Annotated in this window: 26 protein-coding genes; 5 read left to right on the top strand and 21 right to left on the bottom strand. The window is 71.9% G+C overall.

What is annotated here, in order from left to right; translation table 11 throughout:
• Positions 1-27: 27 nt before the first annotated feature.
• Positions 28-540: a MarR family winged helix-turn-helix transcriptional regulator gene (locus tag ACZ6TB_RS30055; RefSeq protein WP_465559482.1), complete on the top strand. Its 513-nt coding sequence runs from the start codon at positions 28-30 to the stop codon at positions 538-540.
• On the opposite strand, the gene ACZ6TB_RS30050 is transcribed toward ACZ6TB_RS30055, so the two are convergent.
• Genes ACZ6TB_RS30050 through ACZ6TB_RS30010 form a run of 9 tightly spaced genes read right to left on the bottom strand, consistent with a single transcriptional unit; the run spans position 506 to position 9829 of the window.
• Positions 506-1171, bottom strand: a complete 666-nt coding sequence (locus ACZ6TB_RS30050) for a gamma-glutamyl-gamma-aminobutyrate hydrolase family protein (protein WP_465559479.1) — start codon at positions 1169-1171, stop codon at positions 506-508. The two genes, ACZ6TB_RS30055 and ACZ6TB_RS30050, sit on opposite strands and share 35 nt — an antisense overlap.
• A complete protein-coding gene (locus ACZ6TB_RS30045; RefSeq protein WP_465559477.1) occupies positions 1164-2603 on the bottom strand; it encodes an aldehyde dehydrogenase family protein in 1440 nt (479 codons plus the stop codon). Before ACZ6TB_RS30045 ends, ACZ6TB_RS30050 begins: the two co-directional genes overlap by 8 nt.
• Complete coding sequence (locus ACZ6TB_RS30040) at positions 2600-3451, bottom strand: fumarylacetoacetate hydrolase family protein (RefSeq protein ID WP_465559474.1); 852 nt, start codon at positions 3449-3451, stop codon at positions 2600-2602. The genes ACZ6TB_RS30045 and ACZ6TB_RS30040 overlap by 4 nt, the downstream gene beginning before the upstream one ends.
• The gene (locus ACZ6TB_RS30035) at positions 3448-4386 is read right to left on the bottom strand and encodes a DODA-type extradiol aromatic ring-opening family dioxygenase (RefSeq protein ID WP_465559471.1); all 939 of its coding nucleotides are present in this window, start codon (positions 4384-4386) and stop codon (positions 3448-3450) included. Before ACZ6TB_RS30035 ends, ACZ6TB_RS30040 begins: the two co-directional genes overlap by 4 nt.
• Positions 4379-5842 carry an aldehyde dehydrogenase gene (locus tag ACZ6TB_RS30030; RefSeq protein WP_465559468.1) on the bottom strand — a complete coding sequence of 488 codons (1464 nt, stop codon included), beginning with the start codon at positions 5840-5842 and terminating at the stop codon, positions 4379-4381. Before ACZ6TB_RS30030 ends, ACZ6TB_RS30035 begins: the two co-directional genes overlap by 8 nt.
• Positions 5839-6639: an acetoacetate decarboxylase family protein gene (locus tag ACZ6TB_RS30025; RefSeq protein ID WP_465559466.1), complete on the bottom strand. Its 801-nt coding sequence runs from the start codon at positions 6637-6639 to the stop codon at positions 5839-5841. Before ACZ6TB_RS30025 ends, ACZ6TB_RS30030 begins: the two co-directional genes overlap by 4 nt.
• Positions 6636-7625, bottom strand: coding sequence for an aromatic ring-hydroxylating dioxygenase subunit alpha (locus ACZ6TB_RS30020; protein ID WP_465559463.1), 990 nt, complete (start codon positions 7623-7625; stop codon positions 6636-6638). The genes ACZ6TB_RS30025 and ACZ6TB_RS30020 overlap by 4 nt, the downstream gene beginning before the upstream one ends.
• Before the next feature lie 9 nt (positions 7626-7634).
• Positions 7635-8582, bottom strand: a complete 948-nt coding sequence (locus ACZ6TB_RS30015; protein WP_465559460.1) for a PDR/VanB family oxidoreductase — start codon at positions 8580-8582, stop codon at positions 7635-7637.
• A complete protein-coding gene (locus ACZ6TB_RS30010) occupies positions 8579-9829 on the bottom strand; it encodes a cytochrome P450 (RefSeq protein WP_465559457.1) in 1251 nt (416 codons plus the stop codon). The genes ACZ6TB_RS30015 and ACZ6TB_RS30010 overlap by 4 nt, the downstream gene beginning before the upstream one ends.
• 146 nt (positions 9830-9975) lie before the next feature.
• Here ACZ6TB_RS30010 and ACZ6TB_RS30005 point away from each other — a divergent pair, with 146 nt between their 5' ends.
• Positions 9976-11457, top strand: a complete 1482-nt coding sequence (locus ACZ6TB_RS30005) for an APC family permease (RefSeq protein ID WP_465559454.1) — start codon at positions 9976-9978, stop codon at positions 11455-11457.
• Positions 11458-11481: 24 nt separating this feature from the next.
• Here the strand turns inward: ACZ6TB_RS30005 and ACZ6TB_RS30000 are convergent, their stop codons facing one another.
• The 7 genes from ACZ6TB_RS30000 to ACZ6TB_RS29970 all read right to left on the bottom strand — a co-directional run bounded on the left by ACZ6TB_RS30000 (position 11482) and on the right by ACZ6TB_RS29970 (position 17989).
• Positions 11482-13068: an ATP-binding protein gene (locus tag ACZ6TB_RS30000; RefSeq protein ID WP_465559451.1), complete on the bottom strand. Its 1587-nt coding sequence runs from the start codon at positions 13066-13068 to the stop codon at positions 11482-11484.
• On the bottom strand, positions 13068-14063 hold the full coding sequence (locus ACZ6TB_RS29995; RefSeq protein ID WP_465559448.1) for a hypothetical protein: 996 nt from the start codon (positions 14061-14063) through the stop codon (positions 13068-13070). The genes ACZ6TB_RS30000 and ACZ6TB_RS29995 overlap by 1 nt, the downstream gene beginning before the upstream one ends.
• Positions 14060-15034, bottom strand: a complete 975-nt coding sequence (locus ACZ6TB_RS29990; protein WP_465559444.1) for an AAA family ATPase — start codon at positions 15032-15034, stop codon at positions 14060-14062. Before ACZ6TB_RS29990 ends, ACZ6TB_RS29995 begins: the two co-directional genes overlap by 4 nt.
• Positions 15031-16557, bottom strand: coding sequence for a S1 family peptidase (locus tag ACZ6TB_RS29985; RefSeq protein ID WP_465559441.1), 1527 nt, complete (start codon positions 16555-16557; stop codon positions 15031-15033). Before ACZ6TB_RS29985 ends, ACZ6TB_RS29990 begins: the two co-directional genes overlap by 4 nt.
• A 62-nt stretch (positions 16558-16619) precedes the next feature.
• Entirely contained in the window at positions 16620-17192 is a 573-nt protein-coding gene (locus tag ACZ6TB_RS29980; protein WP_465559438.1) for a TIGR03086 family metal-binding protein, read from the bottom strand.
• A complete protein-coding gene (locus tag ACZ6TB_RS29975; RefSeq protein ID WP_465559435.1) occupies positions 17179-17661 on the bottom strand; it encodes an SRPBCC family protein in 483 nt (160 codons plus the stop codon). The genes ACZ6TB_RS29980 and ACZ6TB_RS29975 overlap by 14 nt, the downstream gene beginning before the upstream one ends.
• A complete protein-coding gene (locus ACZ6TB_RS29970) occupies positions 17645-17989 on the bottom strand; it encodes an ArsR/SmtB family transcription factor (RefSeq protein WP_465559432.1) in 345 nt (114 codons plus the stop codon). The genes ACZ6TB_RS29975 and ACZ6TB_RS29970 overlap by 17 nt, the downstream gene beginning before the upstream one ends.
• 141 nt (positions 17990-18130) lie before the next feature.
• Between ACZ6TB_RS29970 and ACZ6TB_RS29965 the strand changes: the two genes are divergently transcribed.
• Complete coding sequence (locus ACZ6TB_RS29965; RefSeq protein WP_465559429.1) at positions 18131-18862, top strand: hypothetical protein; 732 nt, start codon at positions 18131-18133, stop codon at positions 18860-18862.
• A gap of 7 nt (positions 18863-18869) precedes the next feature.
• On the opposite strand, the gene ACZ6TB_RS29960 is transcribed toward ACZ6TB_RS29965, so the two are convergent.
• Together ACZ6TB_RS29960 and ACZ6TB_RS29955 are read right to left on the bottom strand one after the other, a co-directional pair.
• Positions 18870-19094, bottom strand: coding sequence for a hypothetical protein (locus tag ACZ6TB_RS29960; protein WP_465559426.1), 225 nt, complete (start codon positions 19092-19094; stop codon positions 18870-18872).
• Between the two features lie 38 nt (positions 19095-19132).
• Entirely contained in the window at positions 19133-19810 is a 678-nt protein-coding gene (locus ACZ6TB_RS29955; protein ID WP_465559423.1) for an ankyrin repeat domain-containing protein, read from the bottom strand.
• A 64-nt stretch (positions 19811-19874) separates the two neighbouring features.
• Between ACZ6TB_RS29955 and ACZ6TB_RS29950 the strand changes: the two genes are divergently transcribed.
• Positions 19875-20816, top strand: coding sequence for an LLM class F420-dependent oxidoreductase (locus ACZ6TB_RS29950; protein WP_465559420.1), 942 nt, complete (start codon positions 19875-19877; stop codon positions 20814-20816).
• Here the strand turns inward: ACZ6TB_RS29950 and ACZ6TB_RS29945 are convergent.
• On the bottom strand, positions 20806-23595 hold the full coding sequence (locus ACZ6TB_RS29945) for a peroxidase family protein (RefSeq protein ID WP_465559417.1): 2790 nt from the start codon (positions 23593-23595) through the stop codon (positions 20806-20808). The genes ACZ6TB_RS29950 and ACZ6TB_RS29945 overlap by 11 nt on opposite strands.
• Positions 23596-23719: 124 nt before the next feature.
• Between ACZ6TB_RS29945 and ACZ6TB_RS29940 the strand changes: the two genes are divergently transcribed.
• Positions 23720-24121 (top strand): YkvA family protein, encoded by a 402-nt coding sequence (locus ACZ6TB_RS29940; RefSeq protein ID WP_465559414.1) that lies wholly within the window; start codon positions 23720-23722, stop codon positions 24119-24121.
• Here the strand turns inward: ACZ6TB_RS29940 and ACZ6TB_RS29935 are convergent.
• Positions 24118-24243, bottom strand: coding sequence for a hypothetical protein (locus ACZ6TB_RS29935; protein ID WP_465559411.1), 126 nt, complete (start codon positions 24241-24243; stop codon positions 24118-24120). The two genes, ACZ6TB_RS29940 and ACZ6TB_RS29935, sit on opposite strands and share 4 nt — an antisense overlap.
• Before the next feature lie 89 nt (positions 24244-24332).
• On the bottom strand, positions 24333-24506 hold the full coding sequence (locus ACZ6TB_RS29930; RefSeq protein WP_465559408.1) for a hypothetical protein: 174 nt from the start codon (positions 24504-24506) through the stop codon (positions 24333-24335).
• Positions 24507-24580: the final 74 nt, after the last annotated feature.

Raw genomic sequence — 24580 nt, 5'->3', positions numbered from 1 at the left:
CGCGGCGCGGAACGTACGATCGTTTCCATGACCGATCACCACCCCTCGCTCGTCGAGACCGAGCGCGCCATGCGCGAGCACGTCGAGTCGCTCGGCCTGGACTTCGAGGCCGCGCACGCCGTGTCGAGCATCTACCGGGCGGCGAACGCGGTGCGGTCGTACATCTGGAACGAGCTGCTGCGACCCTACGACCTGACCTGGACCGGCTGGGTGGTGCTGTGGGTCGTCTGGATCTTCGACGGGATGGAGACGCGGCACGCCGCCGAGGCGGCCGCGATCTCGAAGGCGACGCTGACCGGGGTGGCCAAGACGCTGGAGTCGCGCGGCTGGATCGAGCGGGTCGGCCGCACCGACGACCGCCGGCTGGTCGAGCTTCATCTGACCCCCTCGGGCCGGGCGCTGATGGAGGAGCTCTACCCGAAGTTCAACGCCATCGAGTCGAAGGTCGTCGGCGGGCTGCCCGGCGAGAACACCACGGCCATGACCGAGAGCCTGCGCCGCATCGTCAGCACGATCGAGGAGACCGGGCTGCCCGGATGAGCTCGGCAAACAAAGAAGCCTGACGCGGGTCGGTGTCGGCGGTGTCCTCCGGATGCCACTGCACGCCCCGGAACCAGCCGTCGTGCTCGTCCAAGGCGAGGGCCTCGATCGTCCCGTCGGCGGCGCGTGCGGTCACCCGAAATCCGTTACCCGGCCGGCCGATGCCCTGGTGGTGGTAGCAGGAGACGGTCAGGTCGCCGACGATGTGGACACTGCGATGCGGCGTGGGCAGATCCTGGACGAGGTCGCCCCCGCGGGCCACGTTGACCACCTGGAGGCCGCGGCAGATCGCCAGCAGCGGGAGCCGGTCGGCCAGCGCCACCCGGGCCAGCGCCAGGTCGAAGGCGTCCTGCACCTCGTCCACGTCGTACTGGGCGTGGTGCGGCTCCTGACCGGCCCAGTGCGCGGCCAGGTCGCCGCCGCCCGGCAGCAGCACCCCGTCGGCGAAGCGGATCCGCTCCCGCACCTCGTCGTCGCCGGCCGGCATGGCCGGGTGGACGGTGACCGGCTCGCCGCCCGCGTCGTAGACCGCCGACACCAGCTTGTGCGCGTTCACCTCGGCCCGGAACCGCAGCGCCGACGCGCTCGCCGAGAACCGGGCCGGGATCGCGATGACCGGCCGCCTAGCCATACGCGATCCACGTCGTCTTGAGGTCGGTGTACTGGTCCAGGGCGTGCCGGGACTTGTCGCGGCCGCTGCCGGAGAGCTTGACCCCGCCGAACGGCACGGTCATGTCGCCCTCCTCGTAGCAGTTGACCCAGACCGTGCCGGCCCGCAGCCGCCGCGACATCCGGTGCGCCCGGCCCAGATCGCTCGTCCACACGGCGGCGGCCAGGCCGAACTCGGTGTCGTTGGCGATCCGCAGCGCCGACTCCTCGTCGTCGAAGGTCTGCACGGCCAGCACCGGCCCGAACAGCTCCTCGCGGACCAGCACGTTGTCGCGGCCGGCGCCGGTCACGACGGTGGGCGAGAGGTAGGGGCCGCCCGCGACCGGATGAACGGGCGAGCCGCCCAGCCGCAGCGTCGCGCCCTGCTCGATGCCCCGCTCGAGATGGGACATCACGCGGGCCAGGCCGGCGGCGGAGACCAGCGGGCCCATCTTCGTGGCCGGCAGCAGCGGGTCGTCCGGCTGCCAGGAGGCGGCGGCCGCGACGATCCGGTCCACCACCTCGTCGGCGACGTCCCGGTGCACCACCAGCCGCGACCCGGCCGTGCACATCTCCCCGGAGTTGAAGAAGATCGCCCAGGCGGCCGCGTCGGCGGCGGCGGTCAGGTCGGGCGCGTCCGGGAAGATGATGTTCGGCGACTTGCCGCCCAGCTCCAGGTGGACGCGTTTCACGTTGCTGTCGGCGGCGTACCGCAGGAAATGCCGGCCGACCGCGGTCGAGCCGGTGAATGTGAGCACGTCGACGTCCGGGTGCTCGCCCAGGCGGCGGCCGACCGTGGCGCCGTCGCCGGAGAGCACGTTGAGCGCGCCCGGCGGCAGGCCGGCCTCGATGCCGAGCAGAGCGACGCGTTGCATCGACAGCGGGGACTGCTCGGCGGTCTTGAGCACGACCGTGCACCCGGCCGCCAGGGCCGGGGCGAGCTTCCAGCCGCCGATGGTCAGCGGGAAGTTCCACGGCACCACGGCCGCGACGACCCCGGCCGGCTCCCGGGTCACCAGCGCCAGCTCGCCGAAAGCGGTCGGTGGCGTCTCACCCGCCGTCTTGTCGGCGAGCCCGCCGTAGAAACGCAGGCAGCGGATCAGGGCGCGGAGCTCGATCTCGTTCGCGTACGTGATCGGCTTGCCCATCTCGAGCGTGACCAGCCGGGCGATCTCGTCGCGATGGCGCTCGACCAGGTCGGCGAAGCGCATCAGGGTCTCGCCGCGCTCACGGGGCGCCATCCGCGGCCAGGGCCCGTGGTCGAAGGCGCGGCGGGCCGAAGCCACCGCGGCGTCGGCGTCGGCCGCCCCGGCCCAGGGAATCTCGTCCAGCACGCTGCCGTCGCGGGGCGTGACGATCTTCCGGCGGGCCCCGGTGAGCGAATCGCGCGCCTCGCCGTCCAGGAAGATGGTCATCGCCGGGGCGCCCGGACGCCGCGGAACTCCCAGTCCCCGCCCTGCGCCGTGGACAGCACCTCCTCGCTCTCGGTCGGCTGCGCGCCCACGTCCGTACGGATCGCGGTCGGCCCCTCGACGATGTGGTTGCGCAGCGTGCCCAGCCCTTCGACCTCCACCTCGACGACGTCGCCCGGGTACACCGTGCGGGAGATCGCCGGGGTGCCGGACATCAGCACGTCGCCGGGTTGCAGCGTGATGGTCCGCGCGATGTCGGCGACCAGGTAGTGCATGTCCCAGTTCATCTCGTCGGTGTTGCCGTCCTGCCGCACCTCGCCGTTGACCAGCGTGCGGATCCGCTTGCCGCGGAAGTCCCAGCCCTCGACCAGGCCCGGGCCGAGCGGGCAGAGCGTGTCGGCGCCCTTGACCCGCAGCATCGAGCCGGCGTCGGTGTCCCGGAAGTCGTGCAGGCCGTAGTCGTTGCCGACGGTGTAGCCGCGGATGTAGTCGCCGGCCTCGGCCGGGGAGATGTTGCGGGCGGTGCGGCCGATCACGATCGCGATCTCGCCCTCGTAGTTGAGCCACTTGCAGCCGGCCGGGCGCACGACCGCCGCGTCGTGCGCGTTCAGCGCCGACACCGGCTTGTGGAAGTAGGTGGGCGCGGCCGGCAGCGACGTCATCATCTCCTCGACCCGCGACCGGTAGTTCAGGTGCACACAGATGATCTTCGAGGGGACGACCGGGCTGAGGTGCACGGCGTCGGCCACCTTCAGCGCGCGGCCGTCGCCGGCCACCAGGAGGTCGTCGCGCCGCTCGACGTCGACGACGTTGCCGTCGAGGAGGATCCGGCGGGTCTCGCGCAGGGTCATGACGCTCCCAAGGTCTGGCGCAGGTAGTCGGGGTCGGGCGCGGTGCGGTGCGGGCGCGGGAAGCCCCCGTCGGGACGGTCGAACCACAGGTGCACCTGGCCGGTCCCGACCGAGTTCTCGTACTCGCCGTACTGCCGGCTCGGGGCCGTGCAATCGCCCTCGCCGAGGGCGCCGATCATCATGAGGTAGTGCCCGAAGCGGGCCTCGGGCTTGACCTTGTAGAACTCCGGCATGGTCGCCAGCACCCGGGCGTGGTTACCCTCGGCGAACCACTCCAGGCGTTGCATGTCCGCCTCGTACGCCCCGGCGCTGAAGATGTGTTCCTTGCCGGCCGCCTCATGGTCGCGCAACTGGCGCAGCGGCCAGAAGGTGTGCGACATGGCCCCCGAGGCGATCAGCAGCACCTTCCGGTCCGAGGCGGCGATGGCGTCGCCCAGGGCCCGGCCGAGCCGCAGGTTGTCCTCGGTGTCCGCGGTCTGGCAGACGCCGATCGAGATCCAGCGCTTCTCCGGCAGGCCCTGGCCCAGGAACTCCCACAGGTTGGTGGTGGCGTAGAAGATCGGCAGGTGGTCGTCCTCGATCGCGGTGATCCAGGTCGAATGGTCCGCGTCCTTCGACGCGATCAGGTGAGCGAGCGTGGGATCGCCCGGGAAGTCGTACGGCCGCCGGCACATCCCGCGCGGCAGCTCCTCCGAGGTGAACAGGCCGGCCCGGCGCTGCTGAGCGGTGACGACGAACTCGACCGTGGTCGCCCAGTGCGAGTCGAGCACCACGACGGTGTCGTAGTCGACGACGTCGAAGACGTCCTTGCGCAGCTGGTGCAGGCCGGAGACGAGGGTGGAGTCCTCGCCGTGGTTGAGCTCGCGCCGGGTGTCCTCCGGCAGCACGATGGTGGGCACGTGGGCGACCAGCCCGGCCCCGACAACCTCACCCATGGGCCCTCCATCCGTTCGGGCTGAAGACGGTGTTCTTGACGTCGCAGTAGAAGTCGAACGAATAGGTGCCGCCCTCGCGGCCGATGCCGGACTTGCCGTTGCCGCCGAACGGGGCGCCCAGGTCGCGTACGAAGAAGCAGTTGACCCAGACCGTCCCGGCGTTCAACGAGGAGCTGACGCGTTCGGCGCGCGACGGGGAACCGGTCACCAGGGTTGCGGCCAGGCCGAAGCGGGTCTCGTTGGCCATCCGCACGCCCTCCTCCTCGCCGGCGAAGGTCTGCATGGTCAGCACCGGCCCGAAGACCTCCTCGGTCAGGATCTCGCTGCCCGGTTCGGCGTCGGTCAGGATCGTGGGGGAGTAGTAGAGGCCGCCGAGCTCCGTGCTGGGGCCGCCGCCGAGCAGCACCCGCGCGCCGTCGGCCACCGCCCGCTCGACGAAGCCGCTCACCCGCTCGAAGTGGGCGCGGCTGACCAGGGCGCTCACGTCGGTCTTCTCGTCGCGGGGGTCGCCCTGCACCAGCGCACGGGCCCGCTCGACGACCCGGGCCTGGAACTCGGCGGCGATGCTGTCCTCGACGAGCATCCGGAACGCGCCGAGGCAGACCTGGCCGGCGTTGTCGAACTGCTCGACGGCGAGGTCGACGGCGAGGTCGAGGTCGCAGTCGGCGAAGACCAGCAGCGGCGACTTGCCGCCCAGCTCGAACGAGAGCGGCACGACGTTCGGCGCGGCCGCCGCGGCGATGACCCCGGCGGTCGGCACCGAGCCGGTGAACGACAGCCTGCTGATACCGGGGTGCCGGGTGAGCGGCGCGCCCGCCTCGGCGCCGGTGCCCTGCACGACGTTGAAGACGCCGGCCGGCAGCCCGGCCTCGTGCGCGATGTCGGCCAGCAGCGACGCCGTCAGCGGCGCCCACTCCGGCGGCTTGAGCACCACCGTGTTGCCGGCCGCGAGCGCCGGGCCGATGCGCCAGGTGGCCAGCATCAGCGGCGCGTTCCACGGCGTGATGATCGCGGTGACGCCGGCCGGGTCGTAGGTGATCCGCTCCCGGTGCCCGCGGACCTCCAGGTCGGGGTGGGCCAGCTTCTCGGCGTGCTCGGCGAAGAAGCGGAAGTTCATCGCCACCCGGGGCATCACGCCGCGGCGGTGCGAGCGCAGCAGCGAGCCGTTGTCGCGGGTCTCGACCCGGGCCAGGTCCTCGCGGCGCGCGTCGATGCCGTCGGCGACCCGGCGCAGGATCTCGCCGCGCTCGGCCGGGGACTTCGCCGCCCAGGCGGGGAAGGCGGCGCGCGCCGCGGCGACGGCGGCGTCGACCTCGGCCGCGCCGCCGGCGTCCACATCACCGAGATGAGCTTCGTCGATGGGCGAAATGTCCGGAAATTTCCGGACGGACCCTACTCGCTGCCCGCCGATCCAGTGCCGGGTGTCGACCGCGACGCCCTCGACGTCGATGGTCATGCCTGCTCCCTCGTGAGGTGGGCGAGCGTGCTGCCGCCGTCCCAGACGACGCCGACCTGCCGGTAGTACCCGCCGATGATCTCGTCGACGGTGAGCCGGGAGAGCTCCTCGGTGGGCGATGCGAACAGCCTCAGCTCGACGCTCCCGGTCCAGGAGGGCCCGCCCTCAAAGGAGGCCGCCCCCGACTTGATCAGCTCGGCGTAGGCGTCCTGAGCGCCGCGCTCGATGCCCGGATAGAACCGGTGATGCGCCATCGGGTGCCCGTTGACGAAGCCGTTGGTCGCCGACGGGGCCTCCAGCGTCAGCACCGCCTCGGCCAGCCGCCGGTCGCCGGCCGCCAGCGTCGCCCCGAACGTGCCGCCGGCCGCGATCTGGGGCGCGGCCTGCCCGAACGGGTGCGGCCGGGTCTGCCACATCGAGCCGAGCTTCTTCGGATAGCCCTGGTGCAGGCCGCGGGCGATGGCGAAGTCCTTGTCGACCCAGATGTAGACGCAGCGGGAGTAGACCTCGCCCTCGAACGAGCACCGCACCACCACGAACGCCTCTTTGTACTGCGAGCGGACCGGGTCGAGCAGCTCCTCGCGCGACGACGAGCAGGACTGCCAGTCGGCCCAGATGATCGCCACCGCCCCGGGGTCCTCGGGCGCGAGCGAGAGCGGCTCGGGCAGCAGCTCGGCGACCCGGGCCGGGTCGGTGCGGTACTCGACCGTCAGCAGGTCGCCCGAGTAGTGCCAGGGCGGGTTCGGGATCAGCGACGACCCGCCGCCGGCCGTGCGCGGGTAGAAGAAGCCCTTCATGTGCCCTCTCTCTCGTCCGCGATCATGCGGCCGACGATCTTGCGGACCTGGATGGCGGCGGCGTCGGCCGCCACGCGGACGAGCGGGCGCGGCCCGTCGTCGTCCAGGACGCGCTGCATGGTCTCGAGGATGTCCCGCACCCGGCGGTAGTACTCGCCGAACAGCGGCGCGAGGTCGGCCGCCGGCGCGAAGTTCCGGCTGACCCGCCAGACGTGCCGGGTCGTGGTGGCGTCGATCGGCGTGACGCCGTGGGTGAAGCGGAAGGTGTACGCCCGGTCGCCGTAGACGTGCCAGCTGTCCACCCACAGCCCGGGCGTGACGAACCGGCCCTCCTCGCGCTGGGCGAACGCCTCGTCCTCCTTGGCCCCGACCAGCGGCGCGTGCCAGGTGGCCAGCGGCGCCGGCGGGTAGTCCCGGGTGAAGCCGACCGAGGTCTCGGAGACCTCGACGTCGAGCCGCGGCACCGGCCCGGCCGACAGCACCGGCGGCGCGATGACCGGGTCGACGACGGCGACGTGAGTGATGTCGGCGAAGTTCTCGTGCAGCAGCAGCGCGCCGGCCTTCGTCGTCCACTCGTCGCCGAACGTGGTCCACTCCGGATCGGCCAGCCACGGGGTGCGCGGCGGGTGGCGCAGCCCGGCCAGCCCGGCGCCGGCGCACCAGACCCAGACCAGCCCGTCCCGCTCGACCAGCGGGAAGGCGCGGACGGCGGCGTCGTACGGCACCTCGGCCTGGGTGGGCACGCGGACGCAGCGCCCGTCGGGCGCGTAGGCGAAGCCGGAGTAGGCGGAGACGATCAGGTCACCGTCGAGACGACCGAGACTCAGCGGGTACGGGGCATGGGCGTCCCGGTCCTCGAGAGCGACCGCCTGGCCGCCGGGCGTCCGGTACAGGACCAGGCCGCGGCCGAGCAGCCGGCGCCCGATCGGGGTTCCGGTCACCTCCGCGCTGGTGGCGGCGACGTACCAGCATTGGGTGGGATACATGGCCGCCCCTCAGAGCGCGAGTGTCAGTCGAGGCCCCGCGCAGCGGGACACGCAGATCATCATCACTTCGTTCGAGGCCCGTTCCTCGTCGTCGAGCACCGAGTCGCGGTGGTCCACGTCGCCGTCGATCACCTCGGTCTCGCAGGTGCCGCAGATGCCCTCGAGGCAGGAGCCGAGCACGCTGACCCCGGCCTGCCGGACCGTCTCGAAGATGGACTTGCCGGCCGCCACCGTGACGGTCTTGCCGGAGTGCTGGAGCACGACCTCGAACTCGCGGTCGCCGCCGGTGTCGACGGCGCGGGCGGTGAACCGTTCCAGGTGCAGGCTGCCGGGCGGCCAGGGCGCGCAGCGCTGCTCCACGGCGGCCAGCATCCCCTCCGGCCCGCAGGCGTAGACCAGCGTGTCCGGCCGCGGCGTGCCGAGGATGGCGTCGAGGTCGAGCCGGCCCTCTTCCTTCTCCGGTACGAGGTGGACGCGCTCCCCGAAGGCGGACAGCTCGTCGGCGAAGGCCATCGAGTCCGCCGTACGGCCGCCGTAGTGGAGCTCCCACTCCGCGCCCGCCGCCTCCACCTCGTGGATCATCGCGAGCAGCGGGGTGATGCCGATCCCGCCGGCCAGGAACAGGTAGCGCCGGGCGGCGACGATCGGGAAGTGGTTGCGCGGGCCGCGGATCCGGACGACGCTGCCCGCCGCCAGCTCGTGCACCCGGACCGAGCCGCCGCGGCTGTCCGGGGTACGCAGCACGGCGATCCGCCACGCGTCGTCGCCGGCCCGGCCGCACAGCGAGTACTGCCGGACGAGGTCGTCGCCGAGCAGCAGGTCGATGTGCGCGCCCGGCGTCCAGTCGGGCAGGCCGTCGCCGGTCAGCGTCAGGGCGACGACGCCCTCGGCCACCGGCTCGGCGGACCGGACCACCAGGTCGGCCTCGAACTCGCGTACCACCAGGTCGACGGTCATCGGGGCTTGACCGAGACCGGAAACTTCTTGATGCCGTTGACGAAGTTCGAGCGGACCCGGGTGACCTCGCCGGCCAGCTCGATGCCGGCGATGCGGGGGAGCAGCTCCTCGAACATCAGGCGCACCTCCATCCGGGCCAGGGCGTTGCCCATGCAGAGGTGCGGGCTGCCCTTGCCGAACGTGAGGTGGTCGACGTTCGTCCGCCGTACGTCCAGCCGGTAGGGATTTTCGAAGACCGACTCGTCGCGGTTGCCGGAGGCGAACCACATGACCACCTTGTCGCCCTCGCGGATCGTCTTGCCGCCGAGCTCGACGTCGCGGGTCGCGGTGCGCCGGAAGTGGTAGACGGGGGAGGCCCAGCGCAGCAGCTCCTCCAGGCCCGAGGCGATCAGCGACGGGTCCTCCTGGAGCAGGCGCAGCTGGTCGGGCTGCTCGATGAGGGCGAGCATCGACTGGCTGATCGCGTGCCGGGTGGTCTCGTTGCCGGCGATCACCAGCAGCAGGAAGTAGTTGTCGAAGTCGCCGTCGCTCATCGGGACGCCGTCGCCGGGCATCTTGTTGGCGAGCTGGCTGATCAGGTCGGTGCCGTCGCCGCCCCGGCGGCGGTCGCGCAGGGCCCGGCCGTAGTCGAAGACGTCCTGCGTGGTGGGGGAGCGGAAGGGCAGGTGCTTGTACTTCTCGCTCTCCGGCGAGTCGAACTGGTGCTGGGTGTAGTCGGGGTCGGTGTTGCCGACCATCTCGTTGCCCCAGGCGATCAGCTGACCGGTGTCGGCGAGCGGCACGTCGAGCAGGCGGGCGAGCACCTGGATCGGGAAGTCGGCGCTGATCTTCTGCACGAAGTCGAACTCGTTGCTGGTCAGCGCCTCGTCGACGGTCTTCTTGGTCAGCTCGCGCAGGAAGCTCTCGTAGTTCTTCATGAGATTGCGGGGCGCGAACTCGCGGGCGATGAGCTGGCGCAGCACCAGGTGACGCTGGCCGTCGGTCTCGAGGATGGACCGGCGGATGTCCATGAGGTCGTCGTCGACCTCCTCCAGGTTCACGAACTTCTCGGAGGTGAAGCTCTCGGTGTCCCGGTCCACCGCCCAGATGTCCTGGTACTTCGTGACGGCCCAGAAGCCGCGGTTGGGGGCGGCCTCGGGGTTCCAGTGCACCGGGTCCTCACGCCGCAGCGTGTCGAACTGCTCCCAGGCCTCGTTCCGCTGGAAGCGGTCGTAATCGGCCAGGTCGACGTCGTCGAGCGATCCCATGCCTGCCTCCTGCTCGCATATCGTTCGGACCCAAACGATATGTGCGGGCAGGTCGGGACGCAAGGGGGGCTTGTGTCCCGCGACACAGGGGTCCTACTGTTCGCGTTCAAACGTTCGGATCCGAACGAGTCCAAAGGACGGGCGTTATGAGCCAAGCCGAGCAGTCGAGCAACGTGTCGACCGAGCCGCACCAGCTGCGCCGGGGAAGCCTGGGCGTTCTCGCGATCTCCTTCTTCGTCATCTCCGCCGCCGCCCCGCTGACGGCCATGGCCGGTGGGGCCCCGGTGGCCATGCTCCTGGGCAACGGCGCCGGCATTCCCGCCGCGTATGTCGTGGTCAGTCTCCTGCTTTTGATCTTCTCCGTGGGCTACACCGCGATGGCCCGCCACCACACCAGCACCGGCGCCTTCTACAGCTACGTCACGCGCGGCCTGCGCCAGCCGGCCGGCGGCGCGGCGGCCTGGATCGCGCTGCTCGGCTACAACGCCATGCAGATCGGCCTGTACGGGCTGTTCGGCTCGGCGGCGTCGGGCTTCCTGAAGGACCAGTTCGGCTGGGACATCCCGTGGTGGGTCTGCGTCTTCGTGGCCATGGCCGTCATCGCCGTGCTCGGCTACCGCCAGGTCGACCTCTCGGTGAAGATCCTGTCGGTGCTGGTGCTGGCCGAGTTCGTGGTCGTGCTCATCCTCGACATCGCGATCGCGGCCAAGGGCGGCCAGGGCGGCGGCGCGCCGCTGACCCTCGAGCCGTTCAGCTGGAGCGCCTTCGCCTCGGGCTCGGTCGCCGTCGCGCTGCTGTTCAACACGGCGTCGTTCGTCGGCTTCGAGGCCACCACCATCTACAGCGAGGAGGCCCGCGACCCCCGGCGAACCGTGCCGCGGGCCACCTACGTCGCGGTCCTGACGATCGGCCTGTTCTACACGGTCACCACCTGGCTGATGGTCAACGCGCAGGGCCCGGACTCGCTGGTGGACTTCCTGGGCGGCCTCAAGCCCGACCCCACCGCGTTCCTGTTCGTGCTCAGCGACACCTACCTCGGCAGCACCCTCACCACGATCATGACGCTGCTGTTCGCCACCAGCGTCTTCGCCGCGCTGCTCGCCTTCCACAACGCGGTGGCCCGCTACCTGTTCGCGCTGGGCCGCGAGGGCCTCGTTCCCGAGCGCCTCGGCCGCACCCACCGCGTGCACCTGAGCCCGCACGCCGGCTCGATCAGCCAGACCGTCCTGGCCGTCGTCATCGTGGCCGTCTTCGTCATCACCGACCAGGACCCGGTGCTGGCCCTGTTCACCTGGCTCACCCAGCTCGGCACCCTGGCCATCATCACCCTGATGGCGCTGGCGTCCTTCGCCGTCGTGGCGTTCTTCCTGCGCCACCCCGACCTCGACCGCAACCGCTGGCGCACGCTGATCGCGCCCCTGGTCGGCGGCCTCGCCACGGCCGCCGTGGCGGTCTACGCGGCCTCCCAGTTCGGCCTGCTCATCGGCAACGAGGACAGCATCCTGAGCTGGCTGCTGCCGGCCCTGATCCTGGTGGCCGCGGCGGTCGGCCTGGCGTCGGCCTTCGTGCTCAAATCGAAGAGCCCTGCGCGGTACGAGGTGCTGGGCCGTCACCGCGGCGAGCCCTGACCCCGAGTCGGCCGGCCGTGAGCCTTACGGTGCGTTGCGGGGAGGCCAGCTTTCGAGAAGCCGGCGCAGTTCGATCGGGCTTATCCCGCGAGTTCGGTATTGCGCCATCAGCGTCTCGAGTTCTTCGTAGGTGCTGCTCGAGGTGGACAGTTGTTCCAGGTAGCCACGGGCATCGGCTTCCGAGAAGGCGCCGAGCTGGATCCGGCGGGTGACCCGGGTCGAGATTCCGAAGGGCTGGTTGGGGCCTTCGCGGCCGGCGGTCACGACGACGAGATTCGCGGAGCGCTCGAGAATGCGGATGATCCAATCGTCGATCACCTGTAAGGGCTCGCGAAGCACCTCGGTGTACTCGTCGAGCATGATGACCGTGGGATTGCCGGTGGCCCAGATCTGGAGATCACGGGTGAAGATGTCGACGAGGAACGTGGGACTCGTCGCTCCATCACGGATCGCTTCGTCATATTGCGCGAATGCCTCGGCCACCGGCCCGTCGAAGCCGTCCCGCACGGCCCGCAGCACGTCACTCAGGGCGCCGGGGTCGCCGACGGAGCGCATGTTCACGAGCGACACCGGGATCCCGTCGGCGGCGCAGGTCCGGGCGAACTGCCGGAGCAGGGCCGACTTGCCGATACCCGCCGGGCCGGCGACGAATGCGAACCGAGCCGCGGATCGGGGCGCCAGCAGGGCCTGAAGCTCGGCCAGGTCGGCGGCACGGTTGATGAACAGGTCGGCCGGAACGCGCGACGGAACGCCGAGGCGCAGGCGCCGGCCGTCGAGCAGGTGCAACTCGGGGGCCGCCCGGCTCACCGGGACCGTGACCTCGTCGCCCGGGTAGAGCCGCACCGGCACCGCGGTGTCGCCGTCCACCAGGGTCAACGCGAGGGGGCGGGTGGCTGGCATGGAGACGGCGACGGCGTGCAGGTCCGGCCGGCCGAACCGGATCGACGAGGTCCGTCGCTGGACCCAGAGATCCGTCGTCGGCACGTACTCCAGCAGCCAGGCCAGCCAGCCCCGGCTCCCGGACGGCACCGAGTCCGGGTCGGGGATCCGGCCGTCCAGGTGGGCGCCGGCGGCCACGGCGGCCACCGCGCCGGCCGGGCTGTCCCGGGCCACGGCCGGCAGCCGGGTGCAGGCGGCCAGCAGCCAGCGTGCGACGCCGACCGTCGCCGCGCGGTCGGTCCCGCTGACCCGCCGGAGCTCGGCCAGCGCGGCGGCGAGCAGCTCCTCGATCTCGTCGAGCCGCGTCGTACCGTACGTGCTCAGGTAGTTGATCTGTTCTTCGAGGCGGAGCGACCAGGCGGCGTCGCGGTGATGCGCGCTGATCAGCGGCCACACCCGGTCCCGCAGCGTGGTTTCCGCCGCCAGGTCCGCGCGCAGCAGCTCGGCGGTTGCCGGGTCGAGGCTCAGGCCCCACGGTCCGGCGGACGCGACGAGGCTGCTGAGCCACAGGTCGGACTCGGTCTCGGGCGGGAGACCGGCGGCCACGCGCACCGCCCGCAGCAGGGACGGCTCGATCCGCACCGCCGGGGATAGCGCCCGCGCGAGGCCGACCACCTCGGGCGCCTCGGCCGTGAGCCGGTCGAGGCGGTCGGCGGCCGGATCCGTCGTCATCACCACTCCCGCCGCGTCGGCGGCGCACCGCGGCGGACGGCCCGCCGCACGGCCCGGACGCTAATGGCCGGGGTCCAGCCGATCACCGGCGCGCCGACCTGGCGGGAGCGGCGCGGCAGTCCCGCGGCGGCCGGGCAGAGGAAGGTGACGGCGTTGCCTGTCCGGCGGGCCCCGCCGACCAGCCGACGCCACCGGTCGACGACCTCCGGATCCGCGGGCGATGCCGGGCCCCGCCGGCCGAAGAGCGTGATCACCAGCACCGGGGTGCCGGGCGGTGGAAGCCGGTACGGACGGCCGACCAGGTCACCGGGCCCGGTCACCCCGGACGCACCCGCGGGATGGCCGGCGAACCACCGCCGCGCGATCAGGTCGGCCGGCATGAGGTCGCCGAGGCGCGCCAGCAGCCGGCCGACGTCCTCGCGATAGGGCGCCATCTCGGCCGCCGTGTCGGTGAGCACCTGCACGCCGCGAATCATGCTGTCGACGAGCCGCCGGGGGAGGGCGGTCACCGGCCGTCCGTGGGAGAGGAGCCGGACCGCCCGGGCCTCGTCGAGCTCGCCGACCGGAAGCGGGGTGGCGGCGAGCGCGCGGACCAGCGCCGGTTCCGAGCCGGCGGCGAACAGCGACGGTGCGGCCACCGGCGCCGGCGGCCGGGGGAGGAGCTCGGTCAGCGACCGTCCGGCTCGTGGCGGGCGCGGACCGGCCTGCCGGGGCAGTTCCTCGACCTCGACGGCGACCGGCTTCTCGGCCCCGGACCGCGCCGGACCGGTGAGTGACCCGGCCGCCGTCGCCGCCGGCGCGTCCGTCTCGATCGGCCGGCCGGAGAGAGGCGCGGGATGGTGCGCCCGGCGGGGCGGGCCCTCCGGCAGCGCGGCTTCGCCGCCGCCGAACAACAGCTCGTCCAGCATCGCGAGCTGATCCGGTTCCGGCCGCAGCGTGCCGAGGACGCGGGCGACGTCCGGCAGACCGGTGACCGGGAGCCGCGGTCCGATCATGCCGGGGCCCGACCGTCCAGCCGTGGCTTGCGCAGCGCGAACTCCATGAGCTGCGCCCACCGCTCGCCGCGCGGATCGGTGACACGCAGGTTGATCGCGGCGGCGACCGCGTCGAGGAACTCGGCCGGATTGGGTTGGTGCTCGAGCTCCTCCCGGCTCTCGCGAATGGCGTGATAGGCGGTGAGCACGTTCTTGAGCAGGGCGGCGCCGGCCCGCGGGCCGAAATGGGCCGAGGCGATCGCGGTCAACCGGTCGTCGCCGGGGTGCGGCAGCGCGAGAACCACGCAGCGCCGCAGGAACGCCGGAGCGAGATCCCGTTCCTCGTTCGTGGTGATGATCACCAGCGGCGACCGCTCGGCGTCGACCGGAACCGGCAGACGGCCGGTGTCGGTCAGGGTGAACCGCAGCGACCCCAGCGGCTGGAGCAGGTCGTTGGGCACGTCCGGGTCCGCCTTGTCGATCTCGTCGATCAGAACCACTGCCTCCTTGCCGCCGCGGGGCGACGGGTCGGGAATCGGGTCGAGGCGGTTGCCGGCGAGCTCGGCCGGGGACAGGCCCCGGGACGCCGCGGCGCCCGGGGCGAGACCCCACCACAACGGACCGGGCATGACGTAGTGCAGCGGATCGCCGGCCGCGCCGCTGCCGGCGTCGCTGAGCCGGCGTACGGCGTCGAACGTCCACAGCAGGTCGGCGGCCCGGGTCCGGGAGGTGGTGACGTGCTCGTAGTACTGCCAGTTCATGCGTCCGGCCACGTCGGCGGCGAGCGAGGTCTTGCCGCTGCCCGGTCGGCCGCGCACGAGCAACGGGCGGCCGGTGACCAGCGCGACGTTGACCGCGAACGCGATGCGGCCCTCCTCGTCGTACACGTAGCCGCCGGCCGGGACGGCGTCGGCGCGATGCCGGGCGATCCGGCTCCGGGTCTTCGCGTCGTCGCGGCCGGGGTCGAAGATCGGTCGATAGCCGTCGCTCATCCCGTCCCCCTTTTCGACAAGGCGTACTGGGCCTGCTCGTAGACGAGCGCGGCCGAGGCGGCCACCGCGGCGCGCACGTCGGGATCGAGCGCCTGGTACGCCGGAACCTGCCGTACGTCCTCGCCCGGCGCGACCGTGGACGTGGTGAGCAGAATGAACGGGTACGCCTCGACAAGCGCCTCGACCAGGTCACGGTCCAGGGGCAGCGTTTCCGGCAGCAGGGCGATCTGGCGCTTCTCGCGCAGGATGGCCATCAGCCGCGGACGCCAATGCCGCTGCCACTGCTCCTGCGCCTCGGGCGTCAGCTCCGGTTCCCCGAACCCGCGCTCGGCAAGGGAGGGAAAGTTCGCGATGATGCCGAGGCGGAGATCCCGCTCCAGCACGACCGGCACGCCGGACTCGTCGACCTCGTGCGTGATCGGCCCACAGGACAGCGGCGGATCCCAGGCCTGGTCGGCGCTAGCCCGCCGCACGTAGGCGGGCCGGAGGTCGATGCCGGAGCGCAGGTCCAGCAGCCGCCCCCGGCCGTCCGGGTCGTCGACCGCCAGCGCGACCTGGGCCGCGAACTCGGCCGCGACGTCGGCCGCGATCCACGGATCGTTCTTGTAGGCGGTGCAGGTCGCCACGAGATCGAAGAGGCGCCGGGCCCGCGCGTCCTGGAAGACGTCGTACAGGCCCTGTGCCGCCTGCACCAGCCGTCCGAGATCCAGCTCGAACAACGCCGCGGCGAGCTGCTGGGCCTGATGTTTGGCGGGGCCGAAGAGCTGACCGTGGAGATCGAGCTTCTGCTCCAGGGCGTTCCGTGTGCCCTCGCTCTCGACCAGCAGGGAGACGACGCCCCAGTAGAGCTCGCGCCACAGTTGCGGCGCGAGCTTCAGCGGATCGGGGTGATCGGTGGCGGCGGCCTCGGGTGCAACGGTCAGCACCGTCGCGGCGGGGATGCAGAACGCGCCCAGGGCCTGGGTGAAGTCCTGCGTGCGCTTGATCATCCCGACGATGTGGCCGGTTTCCAGATCGAGCACCGGCGAGCCGCTCATCCCGCCCCGGACGCGATCCCCGCGGATGCGGAAGAGCATCGACGACGCCGCGCCGGCCTCCGCGGGCCCGGCCAGACCGAACCGGCTGGTGTGGCCCAGCACCTCACCACGCCGGTACTCATCGGTGTAGCCGTAGGCCAGCAGGCTGTCGCTCGGCTGCTCCGCCCGGAGCGACGGCAGCGGCCCGTCGTAGCGGCCGTCGACCAGGGTCAGGACGGCCACGTCGGGGAGCGGGTAGTCGTCCGCCGGGCCCGTCTCGGGCTTGCGCCGGTCGATCTCGACGGCGCGGGTCTGCCGGTCCGCGCCGTCGGTCCAGACGATCCGGGTGGGTTCCGCCCCGGTGACGACGTGTGCGCAGGTCAGCAGGGCGTCCTCGGCGATGAAGAAGGCCGTGCCGCGGAACTCCCACTGGCCGCCCTGCCACCGCTCGACCCGCGTCGTCGCGCGAACCAGCGCCTCCGCGTGTGACCACGCCAAGCCACCCATGCGCTCCCTCCGCGATGCCGGTCAGACCACCGTCCTTGGGCAGCGCGGCGGGTGTCAAGGCTTCAGCCGGCCGTCCAGGACGGATTGCGGCCGATGAAGGCCAGCATCCGGGTCTGGACGTCGGCGTCGGCCGGCACCTCGACCCGGGGGCCGTACTGGCCGGACGCGCGCAGAATGTCGTCCATCGGCTCCATCCCGGCGAGAAGCTGGGCGCAGAAGCCGGGGTCGAGGCGGTCGTCCTGGCCGGTCGCCCGGGCCAGGTCCCACGTGTGCATGAAGATGTCCGACGTGTAGAACTGGTCGATCGCGCCGTCCAGCGGCAGCGTGCCGATGTGCTGGTTGACGAGCTTGCGGTCGGCGGTCGCGGGGTCGTCGAGGACCGCCTGCACGCCCTCGCAGTGCACCCGCCAGGCGGCCACCGGGTCGTCGTCCGCCGACGGGCCGCGCGGCAGGTCGATGCCGGCGCCTGCGCTGAGGAAGCTCGGGAACCACTCGACCAGATGGCGTACGACGTCACGGGCGGCCCAGCCCGCGACCGGCGCCGGCGCATCCCAGTCGCGGGCGCCGCGCACCCGCTCGGTGAACAGCCCGGCGATCTCCCGGTGCCGCTCGGCGGGGCGGTCAGAAAAGCCCATCGATGATCATCCTCTCCAATTTGGCGTAACCCTGATTGAGGCCGGTCTCCATGCCCGAGCGCAGCCACGCGTCGCGGCTCTGGAACGTGTCGACCAGCGACTGCGTCCGCAGGCGGGCCCGGCCGCCGCCCAGATCCTCGAACCACAGCGTCTCCAGCGCGACCTCGTCGGGGTCGCCCTCGAACGTGAAGGTCTGCACGATGCGCCCGGGCCGGATGTCGTGGAAGCAGCCGTGGAACGCGTACTCCCCGTCATCCGCCACCGAGACGTAGCGCCAGCTGCCGCCGGAACGCGCGTCCCAGTGGTCGATCCGGGTGGTCATCCGATCGGGGCCGGCCCACCGGGCGAACAGCTCGGGGTCGGTGTGGGCGCGGAACAGCTGCGCGGGCGTGGCCGCGAAGTCGCGCGTTATCCGGATCACCGGCAGCGTCGCGTCGGCCTCGATGGCGGCCTCATCGGTCGTCGTCATGCTCGTCTCCCTCCATCTCGGCCAGAACCGCGTCGAGCCGCCGATAACGCCGCTCGACCCGAACCCGGTGGCGCTCGATCCAGGTATCCAGCAGATCAAGGGCTTCGACCTTCAGCCGTACGGATCGAGGCTGCGGCCCCGGCGGCCGGCTCACCAGCCCGGCGTCCTCGAGCACCTTCAGATGCTTGTAGACGGCCTGGAGCGTCATCCGATAGGGCTCGGCCAGCTGGTTCGCCGTCGCGTCGCCGTCGGAGAGCCGGGCCACCATGTCGCGCCGGGTCGGATCCGCGAGGGCGGCGAAGACGCGGGACAGCGTGTCCGTGGTCATCCTCGCCCCCTTTCAACCCTGTGGTTGAAAGAACACTAGAACGCCGTCGTCCCCGCTGTCAACCAAGTGGTTGAAAGACAACCCGGCGTTTCGGTGCGATCCTCAGATCGGCGCGCTCGCGCCCACCACGGGGAGTCCACAATGGTGAGTGTCCGGAATGCCGCCGCGGCGGCCCTCGTCGTCGTTCTGCTCACCGCCTGCTCCGTCCAGCGGCACGGCCTGGTCGTGCCGCAGTCCACCACGTCGCCGCCGCCCCGCGCCGACACGCCGCCCGATGTCACCCCGGCGGCGCAGCCGTCGAACGTCCCCTCCGCGCTCGTGGTCAGCCGCGCCGGCGGCCCGCCTCCACGGTTCGGCGCGGCCGAGCTCGGGAACGCGCTGCTGACGCTGGACGACCTGTCCCCGGGCTGGACGGTCGGCACCAGCAGCACCAACCAGACCGGCCTGGCCGCCTCCCACTGCCCGCCCCTGGACGCCATCAACGCCTGGCCCGGCGTCAAGGTCGTGATCGGCTTCGTCGCCGGCGACGGCACCACCCAGCTGGTCGAGGGCCTGAGCTCGGCCACCCCCGCCGACGCGGAACGCCTGCTGGCCACCGCCCGCCAGGTGCGGGACCAGTGCCTGACCATCACCATCCACGACACCGCCGGCAACCCGCACACCCTGCAGGTCGACGAGCCCTCGCCGCCCCGCCTGGGCGACGAGTCCTACATCCTCCGGATGGGCACCGACGGCTTCTACGACACCACGCTGCTGATCCGCCACGGCGCCACCGTCGTCCTGGCCGCCTCCATCACCGCCGGCGCCGAGTCGCCGATGCTGGAGCCGTTCGCCCGCCAGGCGTCGGCCAAGGCCCTGCGGGCGCTGCGCTGAGACCAGCTCACGGCCGGCGGGCTTCCGCCCGCCGCTTGATGTGTGCGGCGCGCTGCCGCAGGAGCCGCTCGAGGTAGGGAGCCAGCAATACCCGGGTGGCCAGCGCGCCCAGCGGACCGAGGGGCGCGGTGACGGTCATCCGGTCGGTCATGCGCGTGCGCCGGTCGCCGAGGTCGTCGAAACGGTGCTCGTGGCGCATCGCCCGGAACGGGCCGCGGACCTGCTCGTCCACGAAGCGGCGGCCTCGATCATCGTGGGCACGCCGGCAGCCTAGCCGGACTCACCCGGAGGTGACTCGCTCAGGCGGGCGGCCAGGTCGTGGAAGCCGTTTCGGCGGGCGGCCTCGATCGGGGTCAGGCCGTCCCACGGTGCGGGCCGGGTGAGGTCGGCCCCGCGGGCTGTCAAAACCGCCGCCACCTCCTGCTGGCCGCCGTGGCAGGCGGCCCACAAGGCGGCGTCGAGCTGGTCGGCCGGGGGACCGGCGGCCAGATGCTCGGCGACCCGGTCGGTCAGGCCCAGGGCGGCGGCGTTGAACAGGTTGACCACGGCGCCCCGGGCGACCAGGCGGCGGGCCGCCTCCCACTGCGCGAACGCGGCGGCGTCGTCCAGCGGGGTGCCGCCGGCGATCACGGCACCGGGGGCCTCGAGGTCGGCGCCGGCGTCGAGCAGCGCGTCCACCGCCGAGACGTCATCGGTGCTGGCGGCCCAGTGCAGCGGGGTCTCGGTGTGCGGGCCGGTGAAGCGGGCGTTCACGTCGGCGCCCGCCGCGACCAGGATGGCGATCGTGGTGGCCACTCCGGGGTAGTGGCCGGGCCAGTCGGTGGCCAGGTGCAGCGGCGTGCGCGGGCCGAGCGCGGTGGTCGCCAGCGAGGGCTGCTCGGCCAGCAGGCGGCGCAGGGCGGGGTGGTCGCCGGCGCGGATGGCGGCGGCGACGGCGTCGATTGTCATCCCGGCCACCGTACGGCGGCGGAACGCTGGGCGGCGGGGGCGAAAGTGAGCTACAACAAACCACGTGACAATTCGGCTCGGATATCAGATCCCGAACTTCACCTATCCCGGCGTATCGGAGCAAAACCTCTTCGCGACGGTGGCGGCTCAGGCCAAGGAGGCCGAGGCGGCCGGCTTCGACACCGTGCTGGTGATGGACCACTTCTATCAGCTGCCGGGGATCGGCACGCCGGACCAGGCGATGCTCGAGTCCTACACGACCCTCGGCGCGCTCGCCTCGGCCACCTCGACGATCCAGCTGTCCACGCTCGTGACCGGCAACACGTACCGCAATCCGGCCTTGACCGCCAAGACGGTGACCACGCTCGACGTGGTCTCCCAGGGGCGCGCGATCCTCGGCATCGGCGCCGGGTGGTTCGAGCGCGAGCACCACGACTACGGGTTCGAGTTCGGCTCGTTCGCGGAGCGGTTCGAGCGGCTCGAGGAGGCGCTCGAGATCATCGCCCCGATGCTGAGCGGGGAGCCGGCGACCTTCGAGGGCAAGTGGTACACGGCTCGCGGCGCCATGAACAACCCGCGCGTGCGGCCGAAGATCCCGATCATGCTGGGCGGCGGCGGCGAGAAGAAGACGTTCCGGCTGGCGGCCCGGTTCGCCGACCACATGAACATCATCTGCGACATCGCCGACCTGCCGCGCAAGGTCGCCGCGCTGCGTGAGCGGTGCGAGGAGGCCGGCCGCGACCCGGCGACGCTCCCGACCACGTTCCTGACGATGGGGCTGGTCGGCGAGGACGAGCGGGAGGTGGCGGAGATGGCCGGGCTGGTGCCGGCCGACCGCCGCGACCGGGTCTTCCTCGGCACCGCCGAGCAGGTCGCCGAGCAGCTGCACGAGAAGGTGCTCGGCGCCGGCATCGGCGGCATCACCATCAATCTTCCGCGCAACGGGCACCGGCCCGGCATGGTGAGCCGGGTCGGCGCCGCGCTGAAGCCGCTGGTTACGCCCTAGTCCACGGGCGGAACGCGTTGGCCTCGTCGGGGATCGCCCCGGCGAGGTCCGGGCAGTGGCGCTTGATCAGGGCGGTCATCGTGGTCTTCTCGATGTGCTCGATGCCGAACTCGGTGTAGATCTCGGGCCGGTAGTCGGCGGTCAGGAAACGGTCGCTCTGCAGGCGGCGGGACGCCATCAGGATGAACACCCGGAACGCGGTGTCGGAGAAGCCGAACCCGTCCGGCGGCGTCTCCGAGAACAGGCCGACCATGGTGTCCACCTCGTCGACGCTGCGATAAACGGCACGCAAGCGGCGTACGGTCTCCGCGTCCTGATTGAGGTCTTCGAATTTCTCGATCCGGGGCAGGTGCAGCGCCTCGCGGAAGTCGTTGTAGCGGGGCACGCCCCGGCGGCGGGTGCGCACCAGGTCGACCACCGAGAGGTCGATGAGCTCGCCGTCGCGGTCGAGCTCGAGCAGCGCCTTCGGATAGTTGTGCAGCGTGATCGCGCCCGGGTTGGCGTGGCCGAACGAGTAGAGCACGTTGGTGAGGCCGACCTCGCGCAGCACGTCGTCGGCCTGGTCGCCGACCAGATCGAGGAAGCCGTCGCGGCGCAGCTCCCGATCGCGCACGTCGACGAACGTGTAGTCGTCCGGGATCAGCGGGTGCATGCGATAGACCGTGACGAAGTCCTCGGTCAGCGAGTAGGGCGTGCCGTGGTGGTCGGGAACCGTCTTCGGAATTCCCTTGAGCGTGTGGACGTCGGTCAGCCACACGCCGAACCGGGTAAGAAGATCATTCGCCGGTACGCCGTTCCAGTTCACGTGCATGGCCCGGTCCAGCACCGGCGTGTTGAGGATGGCCGGCGTCCACTCCACCGTGTGGATCTTGGCGATCATCGCGGCCACGATCAGTCGCGCGGTCTGGTAGAGGCGCTCGTCGTCCCACTCCGGGTTCCGCGCGAGCAGCTCGTCGCAGAGCAGGTTGTGCTCGCGGGCGAAGAGCGTGTGCATGCTGCTCAGGCCCAGCCACCAGGCCTCGTTGAAGCCGGTGATCTCCGACCCGCGCACGTCGACCGGCAGGTAGCCCTCGGGCGTGAGCCGCAGCTTCGGGCCGTCGCGCAGGGCCCGCGCCTTGACGGTGTTGGTGCCGTACACCTCGGAGCCGTCCCACCAATGGGACGCGACGTTGCCGTACAGGATCTCGATGCCGTCCGGCCCGATGCCCTTGGCGATGTTGCCGCCGATGCGCATCTCCGGCTCGAGCGGTCCGCCCGGCGTGTTCCGCCAGCCCGGCACGTCCGGCGGCAGCGGCACCCGCACGTCGTCGATGCCGAGCGGGTGCCGGGCGTGCACCACCCAGTCGTGCACCTGGAACTGGATCCAGGTGGCGGCCAGGATGTTGAGGAAGGTCGCCGGGATGAACTCGTTGCGGCGCAACAGTTCCCGGCTCACCACGAGCGGGTTCGGCTCGTCGTTCAGGTCCGGGCGGTCGACCCCGGGCACGTTGCGCCCGAAGGCGGCTCCGACGGCGCCCATCGGCGGGTCCGACAAATCGTTGTGCGTGCCCTCGTGCGTACGGAAATCTCGCTGTTGATCGGTGGCTCTTTCCAGCGGTTTCCGTACGCGCGGAGGAGCCTCCCGGACCTCGGTGTCGATCAGGTTCTCGCGGCGCAGCACGTCCCGCAGCGTGGCCAGGTTGAGCAGCGAGATCGACGACGGCAGCCGGTGCCAGGGCACGACCTTGTTGACCGCCCCGAAGATGCCGCGCATGGCCGCGCTCGCGATCCGGTTGCGCAGCGGCAGCTCGGTGAGCCAGCGCTCCCGGTCGCGGTGGGCGGCGCTCGCGTCGTAGGCGGCCTTGCGCACCCGGTTGAGGTTGCCGAGCGGGCGGAAGTCCTCGGTGGTGTTCCACGGGTTGAGGCGCAGGGCGCGGGCGGCCGGGCTGTCGCTCGTGCCGGCCCGGATGGTGAGGATGGCGATCGGCTCGGGCGGCGCGGCCGGATCGCGCCAGTCGACGGCCGCGTCCTCGATCGGCGTCTCGTCCGCGGCGCGGAAGCGCTGCACGCACAGCTCGAAGCGCACGTCGCCGAGCGCGAGGCGATGCTCCATCTCGCGGCTCAGGAAGTCGGCGTCGCCCTGCGGCGGCCGCGGCGCCGCCGGGGTGCCCTCGTAGGGCCGCAGCAGGTATTGCACGGCATGCTCGCCGCCCCAGGTGATCGGGGTGCGGCTCCAGTAGGTCTCGGTCGCCACGCTGGTGGCCCGGGTGCGGCCGGCGAGCACGTTGCGCACCATGCCGACGGTCTCGCCGGGACCGAGCACGAAGACGAGCCGGCCCAGGCCGAGGTAGCGCCCGATGCCGCCGCCGGCCGTGGCCAGCGCGAACTCGGTGAACTGCCGGGCGTCGCGGGCGTGCGCCACCGGGGCGCTGGTCATCAGCAGGTCGTGCGCCTCCCCGGCGGAGACGTGCACCCGCAGCCCCGCGCCGCGCAGGTCGGGCTCGTGGTCGTCGAGGATCCGGCCCTCGGCGTTGCTGAAGCGGACCGCGGTCCGGTAGACCGCGCCCGGTTGCGCGAAGCCGACCCGCAGCTCCGCCGGCAGGTCGAGGAAGCGCAGCTCGGCGTCGTCGACGGCAAACGTGACCTTGGCCTGGAAGCCGGCCGTGATAGGGCCGCCCTTCGCGTTCCGGGCCTGGGTCTGCATGATCTTCACGGCCATCGCCTCGAAGATCGCGCGCTCGGCCCGCGGCGACCCACCCAGGTAGGTTTCCTGCCAGCGTGCCCTGGTCCCCGTGGTCATCCGTCCACCTCCGGACTCGACGTAAGCGCGTCCTATGGAAGCGCATCCGCGCCCGGATGCATGGATTGTGTCGGTTTGCCGATCCCGATTTGTCTTCGCACGAGATGCGGGAGGATGAGCCTCGATGGACTGGTGGTGGACGACGCTGATCGGCATCGGGGTGAGCCTCGTGCTGATCTGGCTCGCGCTGCTCGTCGCGCTGCTGGTCGCCAAGCCCGGCCGGGCACAGCTCAAGGAGGCGCTGCGCCTGCTGCCCGACCTGCTGCGGCTGCTGCGGCGGCTGGCCGCCGACCGGAGCCTGCCGCGCGGCGTGCGGGTGCGGCTCGGCCTGCTGATCGCCTACCTGGCGGTGCCGTTCGACCTGATTCCCGACTTCATCCCGGTGCTCGGCTACGCCGACGACGCGATCATCGTGGTCGCGGTGCTGCGCTCGACCGTGCGGCGGGCCGGGCTGGCGGCGGTGCGCCGGCATTGGCCGGGCACGGAGGACGGCTTCGCGGCGCTCTGCCGGCTCGCCGGTATCTAGGGGCCGCCGCCGGTCGTCCAGACCTGCTCGCCGTCGACCTGCGCGGTGGTCGCGGCGAGGCCGGCCGGGGCGGCGACCCGGGCCGAGGCGTGCTGGGCGGAATGGATGTGGGCGGTGACCACGGTCGCGCCCCGGTCGCGCAGCCAGGCCCCCTTTGCGCCGGCCGGTCGACGATCGGCGACGAACCCGGTCGGGCGGCCACTGAATCGGTTCAGGCCGCTTCGTCCCCTTTCGAGCGGGCGCGAGGCGAATGCCGGCCGGGATGCCCGTCGAACAGCGAGCAGTCCTTGCCGGCGGCGGGCGCCCGGCGCGCCCCGCACCAGGTGTAGGCGTTGACCTCGGACGCGCTGAGCGTCCATTGAACCCACCACATGGTGGCGTCCACCTGCTGTCCGAGCGCGGCGTGCGAACCTTCGTGGCCAGCTCCAGCTCGCAGCGCAGCTCGGACTGAACACTCGG

It is taken from the genome of Actinoplanes sp. NPDC051537, assembly GCF_055586105.1.
Note: the sequence above shows the minus strand (reverse complement) of the source record. Positions and strands in the feature narration are given on the sequence as shown.